Below are 19,112 nucleotides of genomic sequence, written 5' to 3' on the forward strand. Positions count from 1 at the left end.
TGTTATTTTGCATGACAATTTTTAAATTTTTTGCCACTACCACAAGGACAGGGCGCATTACGTGCAACTTTCAGTTTTTTGACTGGATTTAAATCGGATTTATGGACACCATTGACGTAAAACCATCTGTCATTTTCTTTTTGGAACTCACTGATTTCATGAATCGTTTGTATTTTACTTTGATCGGAAAAACGTGCAGCAAATTCCACAAAACCTTTTTCTGGATGAGGCATGCTTGAATCTATTACTTTTAAATGAATCCATCTAACAGTTTGTGCCCATTGCTTGGCTTCCAATTCATTAAAGCCGATTAATGCTTTGCCTTTCATTGTATTTTTGATGTAATCAATTTTGCCCATCGTGTATGCTGTATATCGTGATCGCATCAACTGCTCAGGTGTTTCTGGCAACTGTTTTTTATCGAGGTATAACCCACAACACAATTCATATGTATTTTGGGATCCACAAGGACAAAGTGACATGATATGATCCAATGAAAGTAAATTTAGATTTTTGGAATTATATTCGAAGTAGGCTTAAATTTTTACTTAATTCCACATTATTTAGGATAAAATAATGAATTCCTGTTTATTAACGCAAAAGATAGATGAAATTGATCATCAGAAAAGCATTCACTCGTTAGAGGAAGGCAATATTTTGTTTTTCCCTGATTATTGTTTCACATCCGTGGATTCCATTTTACTGTCTGAAAATATTCTTGATGGCAGTCGAAAGAACGTAAGTTATGACATTCGCAACAACAAGTTAAGTGCATTTAATAAGGATATTCATGGTTTGGATTCTATTTTGAGCCCAATGATGCATGGTTATGCTGAATTCTCCTACCAACTCATTCAAAATGTTTTACCGGCGTATATCCCTCATTTACAATGGGGAAGGACCAGCTTTAGGCCTGCGCAAATTAAAGGACGAGCATCTTCAAAACGAAAAGACGACACACGGTTACATGTGGATTCGTTTTCCGCTAGCCCTGTTCATGGATTACGGATTTTACGTGTTTTTTGTAATATTAATCCCGATAATGAGCCAAGGGTTTGGAATGTAGGAGAACCATTCCAGGATGTCCTTAACCGGTTTGCTCCTGGAATAGCCCCGTATAATAAAATAAAGGCACAAGTCTTGAAATGGATAAAAGCAACCAAAACGCTCCGTTCCCCTTATGACCATTACATGTTGCATTTACATGATAACATGAAGCTTGATGATACTTACCAAGCGAATGTGGATAAAAAACAAATAAATTTTCCAGCCAAAAGTACCTGGATTGTGTTTACCGACCATGTTTCCCACGCAGCATTAAGCGGCCAACATTTATTGGAGCAAACCTTTTATCTTCCAGTAGAGAAAATGTCGCAACCAGAGTTTTCACCCTTTTATCAATGGAAAAAAATGAGACCTGAACTAGCCCTGTCTCTTAATTAATTTCTTAATCCCGCCTATGGGCGGGTGATACCAGATGACTTTACCAGATTAATGACGCTGTTTTAAAAACTTTTCTATCCCTTTTGATGTTAAAGGTTTACTGAAAAAAAAGCCTTGCACTTCATCACAATGTTGTTTTTTTAAAAAATCTAATTGTTTTTGACTTTCCACTCCTTCAGCTAAAACTTTGAAGTTAAAACTGCGAGCCATTGAGATAATCGCCTCAATAATGACTTCATCACTGCGGGAAGCGGAAATATTTTGAATAAATGATTGATCAATTTTGAGGCAATCAATATGAAGTTGTTTTAAGTAATTAATACTGGAGTTACCGGTTCCAAAATCATCTAATGCAATTTGTATTCCTAATTGTTTGAGTTGGTTCAGCGTTTTCACAATATCACTATGGGTGATTACGACATTTTCTGAAATTTCGAATTCAATATATTGAGGATTAATCGAATGTTCAATTAACATTTTTTCAACCCAGCAAACAAAATCTGGATGTTGTAATTGACGTGTCGTAATATTGATAGCAACTCGGATATACGGTAATCCTTTTTCATGCCAGGCCTTGATTTGCCGGCAGGCTTCCTTAATAATCCATTCACCCATTGGGATTATTAATCCGCTTTCCTCCGCTAAAGGAATAAAATCTAAAGGCAGCATAAGCCCTTTTTCTGGATGATTCCATCGAATTAATGCTTCTACAGAAAGTAAATTTTCTTTGTCCAAGTTAAATTGGGGCTGATATAGTAAAAAAAATTCTTTATTCTTTATGGCATTGCGTATATCCGATTCCAGTTTAAAGCATTTATTTGTATATTCATGGAGTTGACACGAATAAAATGAATATTGATTTCCTCCACGTTCTTTTGCCTGATACATTGCTAAATCCGCATTTTTTAATAAATCATTGGCGGATTCTGCATCTTTTGGATAAGTGCTTATCCCTACTGCTGTGGTTATAGTAATCTCTCGGTTTGCTATTTTAAATGACTCCCTCATCGATTCTAAAATTTTGCTTGCAATAACTGCAACATCTTCATTTTTTGTAATATGGCAGATCATCACGAACTCATCCCCGCCAATTCGAGCCAAGGTATCTTCTTTACGAATTAGCTGAGACCAACGCTGTCCCACCATGCGCAATAATTGATCCCCCACTTCATGGGACAAGCTGTCGTTAATTAATTTGAATCTGTCTAAATCAAAAAACATAATGGCAAACTGTGTCTCATTTTTTGCTGCATATGCAAGACTGTCCTGTATTCTTTCAATTAATAACGCTCGGTTAGGCAGCTGAGTGAGGGGATCATGGAGTGCTTGGAATTTAAGCTGTTTCTCAAGATTTGCTTGTTCTGTTATATCACGAAAACTCCAAACCCTACCTATGGTTTCCTCATTTAACCTGTGGGGCAGGGTATAGCATTCCAGTATTTTTCCATTTTTAAAATTCACTATTTTTCGACTGATTTCATCTATATGTATTTTAAGATGTTCAATATGGTCCAAATATTCCTGGGGTTTCATTATCTGATTGAGCATATAGTACAAAATAATATTTCCGTCATTCGTCTCCTGCATGGAAGAGGGAATGTTCCATATAGAAATAAATTTAGAATTGCAGTCGATCAATTTATTGTACAAATCCAGCACCAGGATTCCATCTGCAGAGGATTCAAAGGTTGATCTTAAAAGGGACAAGGATTGTTGCAGCGATTCAGTTCTTTCCTCAACAGTTTTTTGCAATACTTGCTCATGATGTTTCGAGTCATTCGCTAAAATCCATTTTCTTGTCAATGCACAGGCCAGCTGTCTCACCGCAACGACATCGAAAGGTTTTTTCAAAATAAGGTAATTATCAGCCATGCCTAATTCTTTTACCGTCTCCTCCCAACTGTAATCCGAATAGGCAGTGCAAATCACCACTTGAATATCTGGATCAATTTTCCACATATGCTTGATTGTTTCTATACCATCCCAACCTGGAGGCATTCTGATATCAACAAAAGCTAAAGCATAATGAATGCCTTCATCCAGATCTTTTTGAATTTTTTTAGTTGCTTCTTCCCCTTGGCACGCAGTATTAAAAACAAACTTCGGCAGATAATAATCAATATCCGCTCTACATGATTCTTCCAAGGGGGATTCATCATCAAATAACTGTTTGTCTAAATGATTTAGTTCCGATTTACTATTTGAGGTCGCTAATACTTTAATAAAATCCTGATGAATTGAAGGATTATCATCAATAATCATAATATGTAACGATATATCATTCATCATGATCTCCTTGTTCATCTACATTTTGGAAAATAGGTAAGTTTAATATAAAGCGGGCACCTTGCCCTTCACCCGGACTCTCAGCTAAAAGAGAACCACCCATTTCACGGGCTGATAAAGAAGAACTGTGCAAGCCAAACCCGTGGCCATCCTTTTTTGTTGTAAATCCAAATGCAAAAATCCTTTGTAAATTTTCAGTATCGATTCCAATACCATTATCTTGAATAATGACTTGTACTAAATTTTTTTCTTTTTTTCGTATGATTAAATGAATTTCTTTAATGGGTGAGCGCGTGTATTCCTGTACCGATTCCTTTGCGTTTTGAATTAAATTAATCAAAATATTCAATAGCTTGGATTTATCCACATGAACCATCGGCGCTGGTTGAAAATCTTTGATGATGTGGATGCGACCGTTTTTAGAGGTACTCATCGTCATATTTACAGCAGTATCGATAAGTTCGGGAAGATAAATTTTTTCATTCATACTGGATAAACCACTAATCGATTTTTGTGTGTTCACAATCTCATTGATATGACGCAAATCATTTTGAAGGTTATTCACTTCCATATTGTTTTTTTCATTTTCTTCTGAAATAATTTTTGCAAGTGCCAGTAAATATTGTGGTATCACTTTGCCTTTTGGATCCTGCGTTAAAAATTCAGTTAGGTCAGTAGAATGCTGCTCCAGCATTTGCATTACCTTAACCAATTTCTTATGGTAATCTTGTGAAAAACTATTTTTTAAAAAAGAAATAGAAACATTAGAGCTATTTAAAATATTACCAATATTGTGCAAAATTGTGGTTGCGACTTCAGCCATGCCTGCTCTTCGCGCTGTAGAAGAAATTTGCTGATTTAATTCTTTGATTTTTTCTTCAGCTGTTTTACTTTTATGAATATCAATCACAATACCTTCAAGTTGTTTCGCACCATCCCGGCATTGTCCTATGACTCGATACCAGCGGTAATCACCCTTGTGATTTTTTACGCGTATCTCACATTCATAATCAATTTTTTTTTCTAAAGCGCGTTCTATTTTATCAACTAACTCAAAACGGTCTTGTTCATGGACAAATTCTAGAAACTCTTTCAACAGAGGGGGCTTTTCTTTAGGGTCCAAATGAAAAAGGTTAAATAATTCTTTGGACCAGATGACTCGCTCAGTGATGCCATCATAAGACCAATATCCTAATCCGGCAATGTGCTGGGCCATTTCAAGTTTTTCATTAAGGCCCATCATTTCCCGAGAAGAAATATTCATAGAACGTTCAAGCAGATACCGCTCCTGATCGACACCGTAGTAAGTATTATTAATACGCTGAATAAGGTTTACCCATTGCTCATTCGTTTCTGGTTTGTTATCCGGATCAATATTCAAGCGTTCCAATTGTCTCTTTAATAATTTATGAAGTTCCATAAATCTCTCTTAATGATTTTACGTCTCATAAATCGTAGTAATTGTCATGGTTTGGTTATGTAATTCACAATTACCAACAGAAAAAGGGGATAATTCACCATAGGAATAAAAACCAATTTGCGTCGAGCCTCTTGGCAAAGCAGACAGGGTAGATTCGATTTCTTCCTCCGTTCGTTCCCCTAAAAGAAGTCTTCTACCTACGCAGCTAATATCAATTGCCAATACTGGCCCCAGTTTATCTAGATTGTCTTCCAACATTAATTGGTTAGCAAGGAGTCCCGCTTCATTTGCGCTTTCTATTAATCTATCAAAGTTGGCGCGCATTAATTGTGCGTACCATCCCGTTGGAATATCTCCTGCAAAGACTAATGATTGCTCTTTTTCATCAATTGCAAGTATTGTTCGTACAAGTTGGGTATCTTGTTCATCTGGATTACTAATCGCTAAAGGGTAAAGTAATCCTGAAGAAGGGAGTTCGGCAGCTTTTTCCCCTAAATATTCTTTATACAGTTGCAGCGCTGGCTGGTAGTCAAGCTCGTATAAAATGTTAGATTCAGAACGGGTAATTCTACGAACAGGACCAAAAATATCCCATCCGCCTTTTGAAGCATGGCCAACATGAATATTAGAACCATAAAAACCCACAGCGACTACATAATGGTCTAGAATTTTATTATTTAAAATAGTCCATGTTTTTTGGAAATCGCTACCATCCGCAGCTAATCCGCCAGTCATAATCAAACGATTGATATTAGAGGTATTTAATCCTTTTACTAACTCAGAACCATTCACGTTAAGCCCATCAGACAGGATAAAAATGCTATGCAAATCTTTAGCTTTTAATTGTTCCGAGATTAATTGACCAGTATTTTTAGAATCATTATGGTGACCCACTTGGGCTCTTGCTATCTTTAACGATGTTTTAGCAAATTGAATCACAGCCACCGTAATACTATGATCGAACAAGTTATTACCAAGAATTTCTCCAGCTGTTGAGCATCCGATAATTTTGGATTTCGAATAAAAATTAGCCAATTGAATTATTGGTTCCTGATTCTCCAAGTATTCTGGTGCAGAGAAAATAAGAATCAAGGTATTTTCTGAATCCATATCCGGAAATTCATCAACACTCCAACCTTTACTTTTAAAGTATTGAAAGGTTTTTATTTCCATATATCTCTCCTGAGCTCCATCTATGTTCATTTTGATGAGTATATTGATTATTCTAGTACAAATAAAATACGATATGAATTAGAGATGATCAGTTAAGTCTTCACTGAAGGACATTATATACGATGCAAAAAAACACTGTTGCCTACTGCATTTCAAAATGTTGAACCCAACTTTATTCGATATGCCCTGGGAAACAGAAGCATCCGATAAACTTAGTGTAATTAAATAACCTAGGATCCAGCATAGGGCTGGAACTGTTACTTGGCCAATGGAATGGTTCCGAGCATTAAGGGGGTAAATGGTTGTGAAATATTCTAAAAAGACATTTTCAGTAAATTCCTTTATAAAACAAAGTCTTTTAATTGATTGTTAATTGCTCATCAAAGTTTAAGTTGCTAGAATACTTCACTATGCTGTCTGTCTGTAAGAGATTTCACTCTATGAAAGAAATCACCCTAACCGCGATATTTGAAGGAACAATCTATAGTATTGAAACCTCGAATACGCATTTGCACCAGGTTTTGTTTCAGGATTGCGAAGGGATTCGTATCTATTCTGCCAATCAAGTTACAGAACACCCTAATACAACTCATTTTAAAATGGGTTTTAATGGATGTGGGGTGGATTATGGTACCAAAGGACTTTTACTTGGTGCCGGAATAGAGGAACAGGGCGATCAAGTGGTCGCAGTGATTCTGAAACTAATCAAACTGGGTTACAAAGTGAAATTCAATGGCATCGGTTTAAGCCGAGGCGGTATAGCAGCAATTGGATCAGCGATTAAATTAGCTCATATTGACCGATATCATTTAGAAACGAATTTATTACTCTTGGATCCAGTTCCAGGTAATTTACTATTCACTCCTTTTTTAGATTTTTTTAAAGCCACATTGACCAATCGATCTATGGATTTATCTGCCTCTAAAAATTTAAATTATGTTGAAACTCTTTATCCTTATCTTGAGGTGGGAGATGATACAGGAGAGTGGTTAGATAAGGTTCTTTCCTACTTCCATATACCAATAAGACCTACTTATCCTAAAGGTTGCCTTGTAAGAGAAGAAGTTATTTTAGGCGCTCATTTAAAAGCATTTCAGGATGTGAATAAAGAAAACGATGAGGCGCAACTAAAATATTATGGAATCGATGTCATCCCTGTCATTAGAAAATTGAGCAGGGCAATCATGTATCAGTTCTTGAGTAAGGTAGGAAGTATTACCCAATCAGGAGAGAACGTTGCCCAAACTGAAATACTAAATGAATTTCAACGGGAGCGGGAGAAGTGGACCAATGTTTTATCACGGATTATCCTGAATATTATTCCTAAAAGCAGAGCATTACATTCTCAGGATTGTTCAAAAATAACAGTTTCCAATACCGCAGCCTATCTAAATAAAACGCACCGTGATCTGATACATCCCAACGCTCAAGATCCTCTGAATTTATGTTTAAAAGTAGAACCAGAGCGTACTTATGTGACTACAGAAAAAACCCCTCTAACCCAAGAAATTCTATTGAATTTAATAGAAAAAATTAATGAAACAATGACCGATAAAAGTAAGCAGGGTAAAAAAGGTAGTCTAATTTCTAATATAAAAACAGGTTTGGAAAGGGAGGAATTTACCGAAGAGCAGATGAGTTTTATTCTTAGAGATATTTTGGCTATTGTCCTGCAGCGTGATCGAAACAGTTATAGTTTTTACACTACAACCACCTCGGGTTTGGCTTTGGTTCACATACTAAATCAGCCTGAATTTAAAGCAATTCATGCATTAATACAATCTGAGGGAAAACCTATTATATACTCTAATTTAACTACTTTCGTCTTGTGTAGAAATGATTCGATGCATTTTAATAGTGATGCAAAAAATGAAAATCTATCTCAAGTAGAAGGTCATCTTCTTGGAGAGGATGGGTTAAGGATGTTAATTTGACTAAATCATTAATAAAAGGATTTAAATGTTTCATTGGTTAAAACAATGGAGACATGCGCATATTATAAAAAATTCCACTGTTACCCCGGATGAGTGGCATGAAGCTTTTCAAAATCTATCCTTACTGAACCGTTTGAATGCACAAGAAAAATTAAAGTTGCAACAACTGGCTATTTTATTTTTACACTATAAATCTTTGGAGGGTGCAGAGAATCTGCAAATTACCACGGGCATCAAACTAACAATTTCCCTTCAAGCCTGTCTTTTAATCCTGCATCTTGGTTTAAATTGGTATGATGGCTGGGTTTCAGTGATTCTTTATCCCGGATCCTTTTCTCATGAAAGTAAGATAATTGATGAGTTTGGCGTGGAGCATTTGGGAATTTCTTATTTAAGTGGAGAATCTTGGGAACAAGGGCCAGTTATTATTTCATGGGATGATGCCTTGCATCATGGACGAATGAATGGCCGAAATGTCGTTATTCATGAATTTGCCCATAAGTTGGATATGCTCAATGGCAAAGCAAATGGATTTCCTCCTCTCCATAAAGGGATGTCTGCGTCCTATTGGTCTGAGATATTCAATGAAGGTTATCATGATTTAGTCCACCGCATGGAACAAGAGGAATTTATTCCAATTGATACCTATGCCACTACCTCTCCGGCAGAATTTTTTGCTGTTTTTTCGGAATTGTTTTTTGAAAAGCCATCCATAATAAAGGACCATTATCCTGATATTTATCAATTATTAGTTCTATTTTATCGTCAGAATCCCTTGGGATAATCTAATGAGTATTCCTTTGGTATGAAGACTGGAGCACAGAAACTTGAGAAGCTTTTGAGCTCCGTTTTCGTTTGATAGCGGATGCTTGAAGATGGGATTTACCAAATAAATGTATATTGAGTATCTCTTGAACTCCATCCATCTGTTATATGGACTTCAAGTTGTTGGCCTGAGAGCAGATTAAACTCAATTAATGATCCCCAATATGGATTTTGGAATAGAAAAACTTGTTTGGTTGAGCCAATGGCTAATTTACAAGAAAGTTGCCGCGGTTCTGGAGCGCCTAGACCATCTCCATAACTTAAATCCAGTTGCGTTGAACCTTGCGAGTGAGGTGCGGAGATCACTTCATTGAGCCAATTACATTCAATTTTAGCTGTTTGATTATGTAGGTTTTTAAGTTTTAAACAACTTCTCTTCGTGCTGATGCATGGGTTAGCAAAACTTGTTACAGCAAATAAAACCATTAAAAGCATTGTATAGAATTTAATCATTATTATTGCCAATCAGTTTTGGGTGTGATGTTTTTATCATCCTTAATAAATGCTTGTCAATGGGTACTATCAATGATTATCTATGGAAAAACCATAAAATGATGCTGATTATGATGCTGATTAAAATACAGGTTGTGATCGGAAAATAAAAAGAAAAGTTTCCTTTTTGAAAGACTAGATCCCCGGGCAACTTGCCTAATCCTATTTTTTTTATCCAGGGCCAAAATAAGCCAATAAGAAGTAAAATAATTCCTGTAACAATAAAAATTTTTGAGATCATTTCTTTTTCCTAATTCGCACTCTCCAAACAGGTAATAAAATCAAACCTAAAATAGCTCATTTACTTGAAAGACAATATTGATTTTAAGGTGCCTTGTCTACAATAAATCAAAGCTTTATTTTTAATATCCACAGCTTATCATGGAGAATGACAGCATGCGAAATATTTCGGTCCCGCAGACGAGCCGCGGGATCGAGGTAAAAGAATGAGTAGCATGTCTCTACTCATGAGCTCCTTAGACTAGAATAGCTCGATTTATTTCATCGAGTTCTCTAGCGACATCGTGTTGCCCCTCTTTTTGAGGTATCCTTGATGTCTCCTTTGCCAGGCGCGCTTCAAAATCTAACAATTCGCTGGTCTTGAAGAAACGTCGTGTTTGGTATCTAGTCTTTTGAATCTCTGCCTTTTCTATTCTTTCAATAACAGGATCTGTATCTTGAAGCTCTTTTTCTATCGTATCGATCTGTCGATGGGCTTCTTCATTGAGATAAGCTGCAAGCTCGTCTTTAATTTGCTGCAAAAAGGTGGTTACTAAGGGTTTCCTTTGTGCATCTAATTTATCATTGTGATCTTGTAATTTTTGCAAACACTCTTTTTCTTCTTCTTGAATAGAATACAGAGTTCTATGCAGTTGCTCCAACTCTGATTGCAAAGATTGTACCTCTTGTCCACGAAGTAAATTTTTTCCACCAAGTTTTATCTTTTCCCAAGAGCTACATTCCTTTTCATCCATTCGTTTTTTTGCCGAATTAATCAGTTGCTCGACAGCTTTTTTATTTAAGTCTTGCTTAGTGATTTCACGACCTATCACTTCCAATTTTTGTCTGATATTTGATAAATCACTCATTATTGTAGATTGAACTTTCAGTAAATCAGAAATTTCTCTAGGTTCTATTCCTAATATTTCTTTGAGTCGTGGTTGATCTACAGGATTTAATTTCCAATCCCAGTGATTTATTTCATCAATATATTCCATTTTCCTTTTGATGCAATCAGGAAGCTCAGTTCTATCAAACAACACATTATTCCAATTGATAGCTAAAAGTCCCTTTAATCTAAATAATTTTCCAAATGCTACGCGATTTGATGCAGGTATAAACTCCATTGCTCGTATATCAGATAAATGAAGTAAAGCTTCTTTGTGTTCATCAAGCTCTTGTTTTACTTTTCTAAGCTCGGCACGCTCTGCTTCCACCCGGGTTAAAAATGTCGATCGATAACCTGTAAATTCTTCTTGTAGCGGGGCATCTTCAACTTGCATATCAATAAAGGATTGAATGCCATCGCTACCGCTTTGAATGTGGAGTTGTTTTGGATCAATTTTTAATAGTTTAGCAATTTGGATTTGTTTTTCTGCCAAAAGGCTTGCTTGAACATCTTGATGCAGTCCATCGTCCTGCCTCAACAGTTCTGTCGAATTCAAGAGTTGCTTTTTCAAAGCATTAAGTTGCTTTAAGTAGGGCTGATATGCTTCATATGTACTAAAACGTTGTACTGCCTCATACAATTCTTGAACAATATGAACCGGATTATGTTGGCTCTGCTGACTGATTTCCAAGAGGGTATTTGCCATATGATCCCAAACTGGATCATATCTTTTGAAAAAATAAGGTGAAGTGCCCATTAATAATTTACGAAACGCAATAACGTGATGTTCAGAAACCACTTTATCGTGGCACTTTTGCCGAAAATCTAGCGTACATTGGGGTGCATGATTTAAGGCCTCTATTGCATTAAGTGCATTGTAAATTACCTTACGTGGTGAGGAATGGGTTATAGATAGAAGGTATTTATCCTTTAAGTTGAGTTTATGCTGTTCCAGTGCTAAATACAGTCTTTGTACTTTATCTTGATCCTGAGGAGACTGGACCATATCTAAGGCTAACGTATAGATCTCCAATGCTGCATTTTTGGCTGAGGTTCGTTCAAAAAAGGCATGGAAAGAAAATGTTTTTTTGCTTGCCCAGGCGAATTCATGAATTAAATATTGGCCTAGCTTTTTCATGATATCTTCGTCAAAATCTTTTCGTAAGCCATCTAAAGCAGGGTCTTCTTCTAATCCTGAATTACGATATAGATTAGCATAGGTAAGAATTAATCCCTGCATTTTAAATTGTTCTACTAAAGAAATTTTCGAAAGATCACTACAATTTAAAATTAAGGGTTTCATTTGAAGTAATAAATCTTGAATGTCTTTACTTGCGGCATTTCTTAATTTTTGTTGATAAGCATGTATAATACTTTCGGCAACTTCCTGCTTCTCTTTGCTTTGCCAAATCATATTCTTTCGTTCGATTAATTTATCAATGGCATTTCTTATAACTTCCGGCACTAAAGATGATTTTTTTGATGTTTTTGGAAAAAATATTTTGATGGCATCTGGATTTATGGAGCAAAAATTCCCAATCAAATGAGGTAATAATTGTTTGCATTGCGCTAATTCTAAATTACTTTTTTCTTCCAATGATGGTTGGGTATATTCAAGAACTGCTCCTGCTTTGTCTGCAATAATTGTTTCCAAATTTTGATGTATTAATGCATTGACTCCCGCAGTAAATGGTTTACCTTTTTGTTGCAGTTTTGTTTGGATATTTATCTCTTGGCCAAAATCAAGTTGTTTTAAATACTTAAGCCTTAGTGATTGTTCTTGGCTCTTTTGTGTTGCTTTATCTGCTTTGGCAGCCCATTTCTCTTCTCGTACAGACTCCCAAAGCGTGCAGGATAATTTTTTAAACTGTTCAATGCTTTCATAGAGTGTACTTTGAGAAATACCTGCATCTTGGGAGCGTGCCAGTTCACTTAAAAGCATCTCACGCCATTGAAAAAGCTCAAATTGAATTTTGGCATCATCGGGAAAAAGTTCTAGAAGTAGCTCTTCCCATGCTTCGATTTGGCGCATTAATGCTTGTTCTACCTCATCAATGCTTTGAGTGTAAATCCTATCAACCGTTGCCTGAACCTGGATTTTCTCTCTTAAAACTTCAATAGATTTTTCATTGATTCGCTGTCTTGTCCATGGAAAAACATAATACAAAAATTTATTGAATAAATCTTGAGGCGGTTTTACTTGATAAATGGGTAGCCATTCCCCAGGTTTCCCATTGCGTGCAGCACGCCCTCCTATTTGAATAGTTTTTTGTAGCGTATCTGGATAGGTTTGCATGACAAACAAACCTCGAGGATGATCACCTGGATTAATGTCGATTCCTTCAGCCAACATTGCTGTTCCTACTGTGATGGTATTGGCCTGTCCGGCTTGTTTTATGAGTTTTTCCAGTTCCGCAGGCGATTCCTTACCTGTTAAAATTTGTATTTTGAAACCTTGCTCTTCGTATACTTTTAAGCTATCTCCGATAGCTTGTGCTTCATCGAAATCTTCATTCACAATAAGAATGGGTTGAGTTTGAGTGATGCTCCATGCATCAATGGCTTGTTTTCTTTCTTTAAGTAATTGTTCCCGTTCTGTAAAGGTTTGAATTTCTTCATCAGGGTTTATTGTCAGTTGGGGTTTGGTCACTGGTAATTTTATTTTATTGAAAGTTTTATGAATGGCTGTGATTGTTCCTTCACGGTTTAAAGTGAAAATAGGATCATGGTTTATTCGTTTGTCCCCAGCATGAGGGGCAATGCTGATCGCCTGTATTCCCAAAGAAGTATCTAAGCTTTCGAGTTCCTCTTTACTCCCTGGAGTTGCTGAAATTCCTAACAAACGACCTAGAGTTTTTAAAAAAAACTTAATTAAACCTTGAGCTGATTGGCTAGCTAATACTGAAGGGATGGGATCAATTACAATGTATTGAGCTTGCTCTTTTCGCTCCATTTTAAGACGTGCTTGTAACGCTTGTTGTACTTCTTCAGTGAAAACCGAACCTCCTTTGGGCGTACTGCGAATTAAAGGGATACAAGCAATTTTCTTTGTAAATTCCTGGCCTGATTCATCTTTTTCTTTGACCGGTTGTAATATAAAATGTTTGTTTTCTTTTAACGTAGCAGCAACACCGCTTGCATGTATCCATTGTTTCAATTGGGTATTACTTACTGCCATTAAATAATTTTGCTTTTCAATATCTCCGTTATACTGTTCATTGATTTGTTTGTTGAGAAATAATCGAAACTCATCCAAATCTTCATCTTCATCCCAAACTTTACTTATAGCAGGATTGGTATTTCGAAATGCTTCTTGTTGAATAAATTGATAAGCAATTGGATAAATCCATTGGGCAGGGTTATTCGCCTGGTCTTCTTCTGCCTCAGAAACCAACTTATAAAGCGTTAATTGATCAAGAAGTGCATTATGACATTCATCTAAAACGATATGAACAGGGCCAATTGTTTTCAGTAAATGTTCCTTTTTATTGATTTTAGCAGCTGAATGAAAACTAGCCATATCTTCAATAGTCGAGCAGTTGATTCCATTTGGTATAAATTGTTCAGTAGGTGTATCACTTTGAATAAGAGAAGATTTAATATCCAGGAAACTAAAAAATGGTTCACAACTGTTCTCATAATCTCGACCCAAAAGGGTAGGATTTGCAGTTAATTGCACCACAGTTCCACCTTGAGCCCACTGTAGGACAGAGAGCATGGGGGTATTAATACTTTTGCCTTCGCCTGTTTTGATACGCATCAATAGATTTAAAGAAGGATCCTGCAGCGCAAGCAACAAGATGAGCATTTGAGTGGTGTTAGGGAATAATCCAGTGGTTCGGAAGTATATTTCCCTTAAATAGGCTAAAAGTTCTAAATTGCTTACTTCAATTTGCTCAGGGGGTATCGTTTTTGACCTAAATTGCTGAAGCAACGTGGTGGCGCGTGTTTTTAAATCATGACGTGAGCATTGGGTTAATTTGTTTAATTTTTTGAAATCTTCGGGATTTTTTGGATTTTCAGGATTTAATGGATCAGTGTAACCTAAGGTTTCTATAAAGGTTAACTGTCTTGCAAGTTTTTGTTGTAATGCATGAGGAAGAAATTCTTCCTGCAATAAATCTTGTAAATTGACTAGAGCTTCTTTTATTCGATCAGTTGCAAAATGTTTTGCCAAGTCTCTCTTTTCATTATTTTTGGCACATGGGTTTGTATCAAATTCTAAGCAGTACTGATGTAACTTATCCAAGTCAGGTGCAAGTAATGCAGTATTTAGACCCTGAGCGTTAGGATAAGGAGTACTGGTAAATAATTTTAAAATCTGGTCAATATCTTCAGGAAGGCACTTTTTTAAACCTTTAGCTATATCGAGCAATGCAGGTAAATTGACAGTTGTATCTTTTTTATTATTCGCCAAACCGGTTAAAATCGTTGCTATTTTAGCTCTGCTTTCAAGATCGAATCCGTTTAATTCTTGAAGAATTTGTGGATAGGCCTTCAAATCATTATTAGGATTATCATGTGATATTCTCCTAAGTAAAGAAAGACAAAGATCAGACTGCTCTTGATTTTGGTTCAAGAATAACTTTGTTTGCTGAATTAATGTTTGGATGAGTTCCGAATCGGTTTTTGGTAAACCTAAAATTTGAATGATTTGTTTGATAAAGAGCGGTTTCGTAATTTCAGGAAGATTCGACTTCTTAAATTCATTTAAAGCAGCAATGGGAAATGGATTAACACTTTTTAAATTGTGTGCCATGCTCATTTTACTGAATTGAATTTGGGTCTCGGGCTGTAGATCGGGTATTTTAAAAACGTCGACTAATCCATTCACTGCACGTTCTATTGCCGTAGTATCTGCATAAGGGTTTTCTTCTAACGCCTTAGTCATCAATTTTAAATAAAGATCCAGAGTTTCAGAATCATCCTTGAACTGATTCACTAAATTATATTTTTGTTTGTAATTTAAGCGTGCAAGAGACCCTGTGTTGAGTTGCTTATATATTTTAGTAAATTGTTGGGGTAAGTGGTCATTGATCTCACCCAATAAACTGAGGTAATTGGCAATGGATTCAATTTTGATTTTATAACTTTGTAAAGCCTGATCCGAAGGCGCATTCTCATCAATGATCGCTGCTTCTTCCAATATGCTTTTTTCAAACTCTAAATCTTGTATATTAAGTTGTTGTAATGTTTTTTTAAGAGCTGGAATTACCTTTTTTTGAATTAACTCTTCTTTGAAAAAGAATATCAAAGAGTGAGTTTCATTAAAGGATGCCATCCAGGAGAGACACGTATTTAAATCCAAGTCTTTAACAATTTGTTTTTTGTCCGGATTATTAAAGAAAGACTTCATGGAAGAAACAAGAAGATTATGAACGGGAGCTAAAATAGCGGCTAAAGCTGTTTTTGTTGTCTGATCAGATTCTTTTCTTTTTCCTGTAAGTAAGAAACTTAATATATATTCCCCTTTAGTTTCTCCGATAATCCGATAAGTGGCATCAAGTAAAACAGGTTTTCTTTTTTCAAAATACTCCAGTTTTTCAATTACCTTAGAAAAAGAAGGATTTGGATCTTGCAACTCTTGAATCAGATCATCTACTGCGTCAAAGAGGGGCATAAGTTCCTGATCCAATTGTTCACGTAATTGCTGAGGAACAAGAAAATGATTTAGTTGCGTTTTAAGCGCTTCTTTTAAAAATTTAATATCAAATACAGCACTTCTTTTTTTAATAGCATCTGCTAAAGCATCCACTATTAAACCATCTAGATTTGAAATGTCCCCATTACCCAATATGCAACCTGGAAATGGATTTTTTGAAAGTATTATTGCCTCGAGCCAGGTTTTACGTTTCTCATGCGTATTACACTCGAGAGGAATGGTATTTTTTATCTCGGCAAGTGAGTTCAACAGCTCAATAATCTGTTCAATTTTGGGTAAAGATTTTGATTTGGAAAGGTTGATTTGACTTAAAGTATTTAATACCAAATGTTCAAAAACGTTGTCCGGGGGACTTTGGATTTTTTGAGCTGCTTCTAAGATCCTATCAATATGTTCTTGTGATAACTGTGGTTCATTGATCTTTGCGAGGACTTGAATCAGGTCAGGATTCAAGACATGACGATTTTGGTGCACGATCGTTGTGAAATTTGCTATGACTGAAATAGAAAACTTGGATTCGATAGCATCTTGTGCCTCTTGAGCAGCTCCTTCTTTATTTTCCGGGGCGTTTGGATCCGTTTTTTCTATGCGTTCCTGCAGTATATTAAATAGTTCAAAACCTTCGTGTTCCAAACATGAAATTAGGGGAACAATGAATTCTTCTTTCCAATTTTTCTCAGGAAATTCAGTTTTAAATTCGATGCAAAGTTTCATGAGTTCAGTGACTTGTATCAATGAAGGCAGCGGCTTAAATTTAAAACAGTGAGAAAATGCGCCAAGTAAATCGTTACGATCATCTTCATCTAAATTTTGTAACAATTGAATGCAACTAGTGAGGGTTTCTTTCCATTCAATTGGGGTTAGGGCATCTTTATTAGCAAAAGCACATGTTAATATATAGGTGAGCTGGTTTTTTTGGGCAGTACTCCAATGAACGAGTTTATCAATTTCTAGTAGCTGATCTTTAATATGGGATAAACGTATTTCAGACTTCCAATGCTGACCCATATACCGAAATAGCCAAGGTTTTAGTACAAGATCATCCTGATCAATTTTTTGATAAATCAGTTCAGGATCAGTAATGGTATGCTCGGCTTTGCTCATTTCCATGCAGGAAGCAACTTGCTGAAGCTGAGCTGAAGTTGGTGCCTGCACCATGGCAAAATGAACACCTGTTGGCCCCCAATTGAGCTCGGATAATGAAAGACCTTGCTCTTGTGGGTTTTTAGCGTGTTCTATAACATCCAGCACTCGATTCAAAGTGATGAGAAAATGACCCTGGTGCTGAACGGGACATGGATTCGGAAGAGTCAGGTTTTTTTCAGCAATACGAGGCAAATAGATTTGGGTATAAGCTTCAAAAAAAACATTAAAATCAAAACTATTTTTGTCATATTGGAGATGCTCGAGAACAAGTTTATTCCACCATTCTTTCTGTTCTGCAGGAAGCTGGATTAATTTTTGCAGATTTTTGATTCCACGTGTGCTTAGTAATGAATTTTGTACTTCGGGATATTTTAGAAATTCAAGATCAATTTTTTTATTGGAGCAAGCATGAAGCAATCTCACTAATAAAATAGTGTGTGATTCTCCACCCATTACGAATTGTTTACAAAGAAAGGGGTAGATGAATGCTTCATATTGTTCTAAAGCGCTATCCAATCCAGCGGTACGAGATAACTGAATCAATAAATTTTTAATTTCGCTTTCATGGGGAGATAGCAAACCCAATAATATATTTTTTTGATTTACTGAATAATTACTGTCCAAAAGAAAAGAAAGAGAGTCTTTAGAGAGGTGAGGCAAAAGGGTTGTTGCTTGTTCAATTGATGGTAAGGGTAAATCGTTCCGTTTTTTAAGGGTTGGAGCTAAGGCAGAAGGAAGTCTTTTTGGGGCATCAGTATAGCAAAGAGCTTTCTTTTCTTTATCAATATAAAATCCTTTGGGGAGATTCCCTGGAATAATACCGTCTCTAAAGGCGTATGAATGTTCCTTAATGATAGGAATTGCTGCATCTTGTAGGTGATGAATGTCTAATGCTTTAAGTTGTTCAACTAATTGAGGCAAGTCAGGTAAATCTATAGGTAATAAGGTAAGATTATCAAGTCTCAACTGTTCATTTTGTTCATGACGAATATCTTTTTGAATGACAGGGGGTTTAGGTAAGCGAATACTTTTTTGTATTTGAATACGAGCTCTGATAGCAGGTGCATTAGAACTTAATGCATATTTTATCGGATTTATTTTAGGTTCATTGGATGTATTTTTAAGAATATTTTCTGCTGATTTGTTCAATACATGACGACGCGCAAGGAAAGCAAGTCGGTTTGATTCTTCAGGGTTATCTGCAATTTTGAAAATAAATAGACGCTTGCGATTATCCGATAAAAATTTTCGGAGGCTGGCAAAATCTTCTTTTTGTGTGAGTTGTTTCGAGTCAAGTTCAATTTCTAAAGGATTATAATTTATTTCAGTTTCATAAGATGAAATTAAACTTTCGAGTAAAGATTGAAGGTTTTTGTTTTCTGAATATTGAGGCACAGCAAAACTCCTAAAATCAAAAAAAATATATAGTACATAGCTATTATTAACTGGAGATTAAGATCAGAAGTGAAATGAACTTATTTTTATTTCACTTTGAGATGAAAGGAGTATAAAGAAAAAAAAAGAATATATACAGTGCGATATGTAAATAAGTTATTCAATTTATAATGGTTGTTATGATTTTAAAGGGATGGATGTTAAATTTTTTATTGGATTTAAAAACCA

10 protein-coding genes are annotated in these 19,112 nt (G+C 35.8%); 3 read left to right on the forward strand and 7 right to left on the reverse strand.

What is annotated here, in order from left to right:
- Positions 1-2 precede the first annotated feature (2 nt).
- Positions 3-482 (reverse strand): YchJ family protein, encoded by a 480-nt coding sequence (locus BU07_RS0108770; protein WP_031565266.1) that lies wholly within the window; start codon positions 480-482, stop codon positions 3-5.
- Between the two features lie 94 nt (positions 483-576).
- Between BU07_RS0108770 and kdoO the strand changes: the two genes are divergently transcribed.
- Complete coding sequence (gene kdoO, locus BU07_RS0108775) at positions 577-1,443, forward strand: Kdo hydroxylase KdoO (protein WP_031565268.1); 867 nt, start codon at positions 577-579, stop codon at positions 1,441-1,443.
- A gap of 48 nt (positions 1,444-1,491) precedes the next feature.
- Here the strand turns inward: kdoO and BU07_RS0108780 are convergent, their stop codons facing one another.
- The 3 genes from BU07_RS0108780 to BU07_RS0108790 are packed head-to-tail and all read right to left on the reverse strand — an operon-like array spanning position 1,492 to position 6,322.
- Positions 1,492-3,729, reverse strand: coding sequence for an EAL domain-containing protein (locus BU07_RS0108780; protein ID WP_031565270.1), 2,238 nt, complete (start codon positions 3,727-3,729; stop codon positions 1,492-1,494).
- A complete protein-coding gene (locus BU07_RS0108785) occupies positions 3,722-5,149 on the reverse strand; it encodes a sensor histidine kinase (protein ID WP_031565271.1) in 1,428 nt (475 codons plus the stop codon). Before BU07_RS0108785 ends, BU07_RS0108780 begins: the two co-directional genes overlap by 8 nt.
- 18 nt (positions 5,150-5,167) lie before the next feature.
- Positions 5,168-6,322, reverse strand: coding sequence for an FIST signal transduction protein (locus BU07_RS0108790; protein ID WP_031565273.1), 1,155 nt, complete (start codon positions 6,320-6,322; stop codon positions 5,168-5,170).
- Between the two features lie 440 nt (positions 6,323-6,762).
- Between BU07_RS0108790 and BU07_RS0108795 the strand changes: the two genes are divergently transcribed.
- Both BU07_RS0108795 and BU07_RS0108800 read left to right on the forward strand, forming a co-directional pair.
- Positions 6,763-8,256, forward strand: coding sequence for a hypothetical protein (locus tag BU07_RS0108795; protein ID WP_031565275.1), 1,494 nt, complete (start codon positions 6,763-6,765; stop codon positions 8,254-8,256).
- A 25-nt stretch (positions 8,257-8,281) separates the two neighbouring features.
- The gene (locus BU07_RS0108800; protein WP_031565277.1) at positions 8,282-9,040 is read left to right on the forward strand and encodes a M90 family metallopeptidase; all 759 of its coding nucleotides are present in this window, start codon (positions 8,282-8,284) and stop codon (positions 9,038-9,040) included.
- A gap of 98 nt (positions 9,041-9,138) precedes the next feature.
- Here the strand turns inward: BU07_RS0108800 and BU07_RS0108805 are convergent, their stop codons facing one another.
- From BU07_RS0108805 to BU07_RS0108815, 3 genes are all read right to left on the reverse strand, one after another.
- Positions 9,139-9,534: a hypothetical protein gene (locus tag BU07_RS0108805; protein WP_031565279.1), complete on the reverse strand. Its 396-nt coding sequence runs from the start codon at positions 9,532-9,534 to the stop codon at positions 9,139-9,141.
- A 76-nt stretch (positions 9,535-9,610) separates the two neighbouring features.
- Positions 9,611-9,814, reverse strand: a complete 204-nt coding sequence (locus tag BU07_RS0108810) for a DUF2905 domain-containing protein (RefSeq protein ID WP_031565281.1) — start codon at positions 9,812-9,814, stop codon at positions 9,611-9,613.
- Between the two features lie 235 nt (positions 9,815-10,049).
- Positions 10,050-18,884 carry a coiled-coil protein gene (locus BU07_RS0108815; protein WP_031565283.1) on the reverse strand — a complete coding sequence of 2,945 codons (8,835 nt, stop codon included), beginning with the start codon at positions 18,882-18,884 and terminating at the stop codon, positions 10,050-10,052.
- Between the last annotated feature and the right edge of the window lie 228 nt (positions 18,885-19,112).

Source organism: Legionella wadsworthii DSM 21896 = ATCC 33877 (genome assembly GCF_000701265.1).
In the GTDB taxonomy this organism is placed as follows: domain Bacteria; phylum Pseudomonadota; class Gammaproteobacteria; order Legionellales; family Legionellaceae; genus Legionella; species Legionella wadsworthii.

What these genes read in the sequence shown, in the direction of transcription:
- BU07_RS0108770 (WP_031565266.1), bottom strand. Translation starts at nt 482, where the DNA reads ATGTCACTTTGTCCTTGTGGATCCCAAAATACATATGAATTGTGTTGT.
- kdoO (WP_031565268.1), top strand. Translation starts at nt 577, where the DNA reads ATGAATTCCTGTTTATTAACGCAAAAGATAGATGAAATTGATCATCAG.
- BU07_RS0108780 (WP_031565270.1), bottom strand. Translation starts at nt 3,729, where the DNA reads ATGAATGATATATCGTTACATATTATGATTATTGATGATAATCCTTCA.
- BU07_RS0108785 (WP_031565271.1), bottom strand. Translation starts at nt 5,149, where the DNA reads ATGGAACTTCATAAATTATTAAAGAGACAATTGGAACGCTTGAATATT.
- BU07_RS0108790 (WP_031565273.1), bottom strand. Translation starts at nt 6,322, where the DNA reads ATGGAAATAAAAACCTTTCAATACTTTAAAAGTAAAGGTTGGAGTGTT.
- BU07_RS0108795 (WP_031565275.1), top strand. Translation starts at nt 6,763, where the DNA reads ATGAAAGAAATCACCCTAACCGCGATATTTGAAGGAACAATCTATAGT.
- BU07_RS0108800 (WP_031565277.1), top strand. Translation starts at nt 8,282, where the DNA reads ATGTTTCATTGGTTAAAACAATGGAGACATGCGCATATTATAAAAAAT.
- BU07_RS0108805 (WP_031565279.1), bottom strand. Translation starts at nt 9,534, where the DNA reads ATGATTAAATTCTATACAATGCTTTTAATGGTTTTATTTGCTGTAACA.
- BU07_RS0108810 (WP_031565281.1), bottom strand. Translation starts at nt 9,814, where the DNA reads ATGATCTCAAAAATTTTTATTGTTACAGGAATTATTTTACTTCTTATT.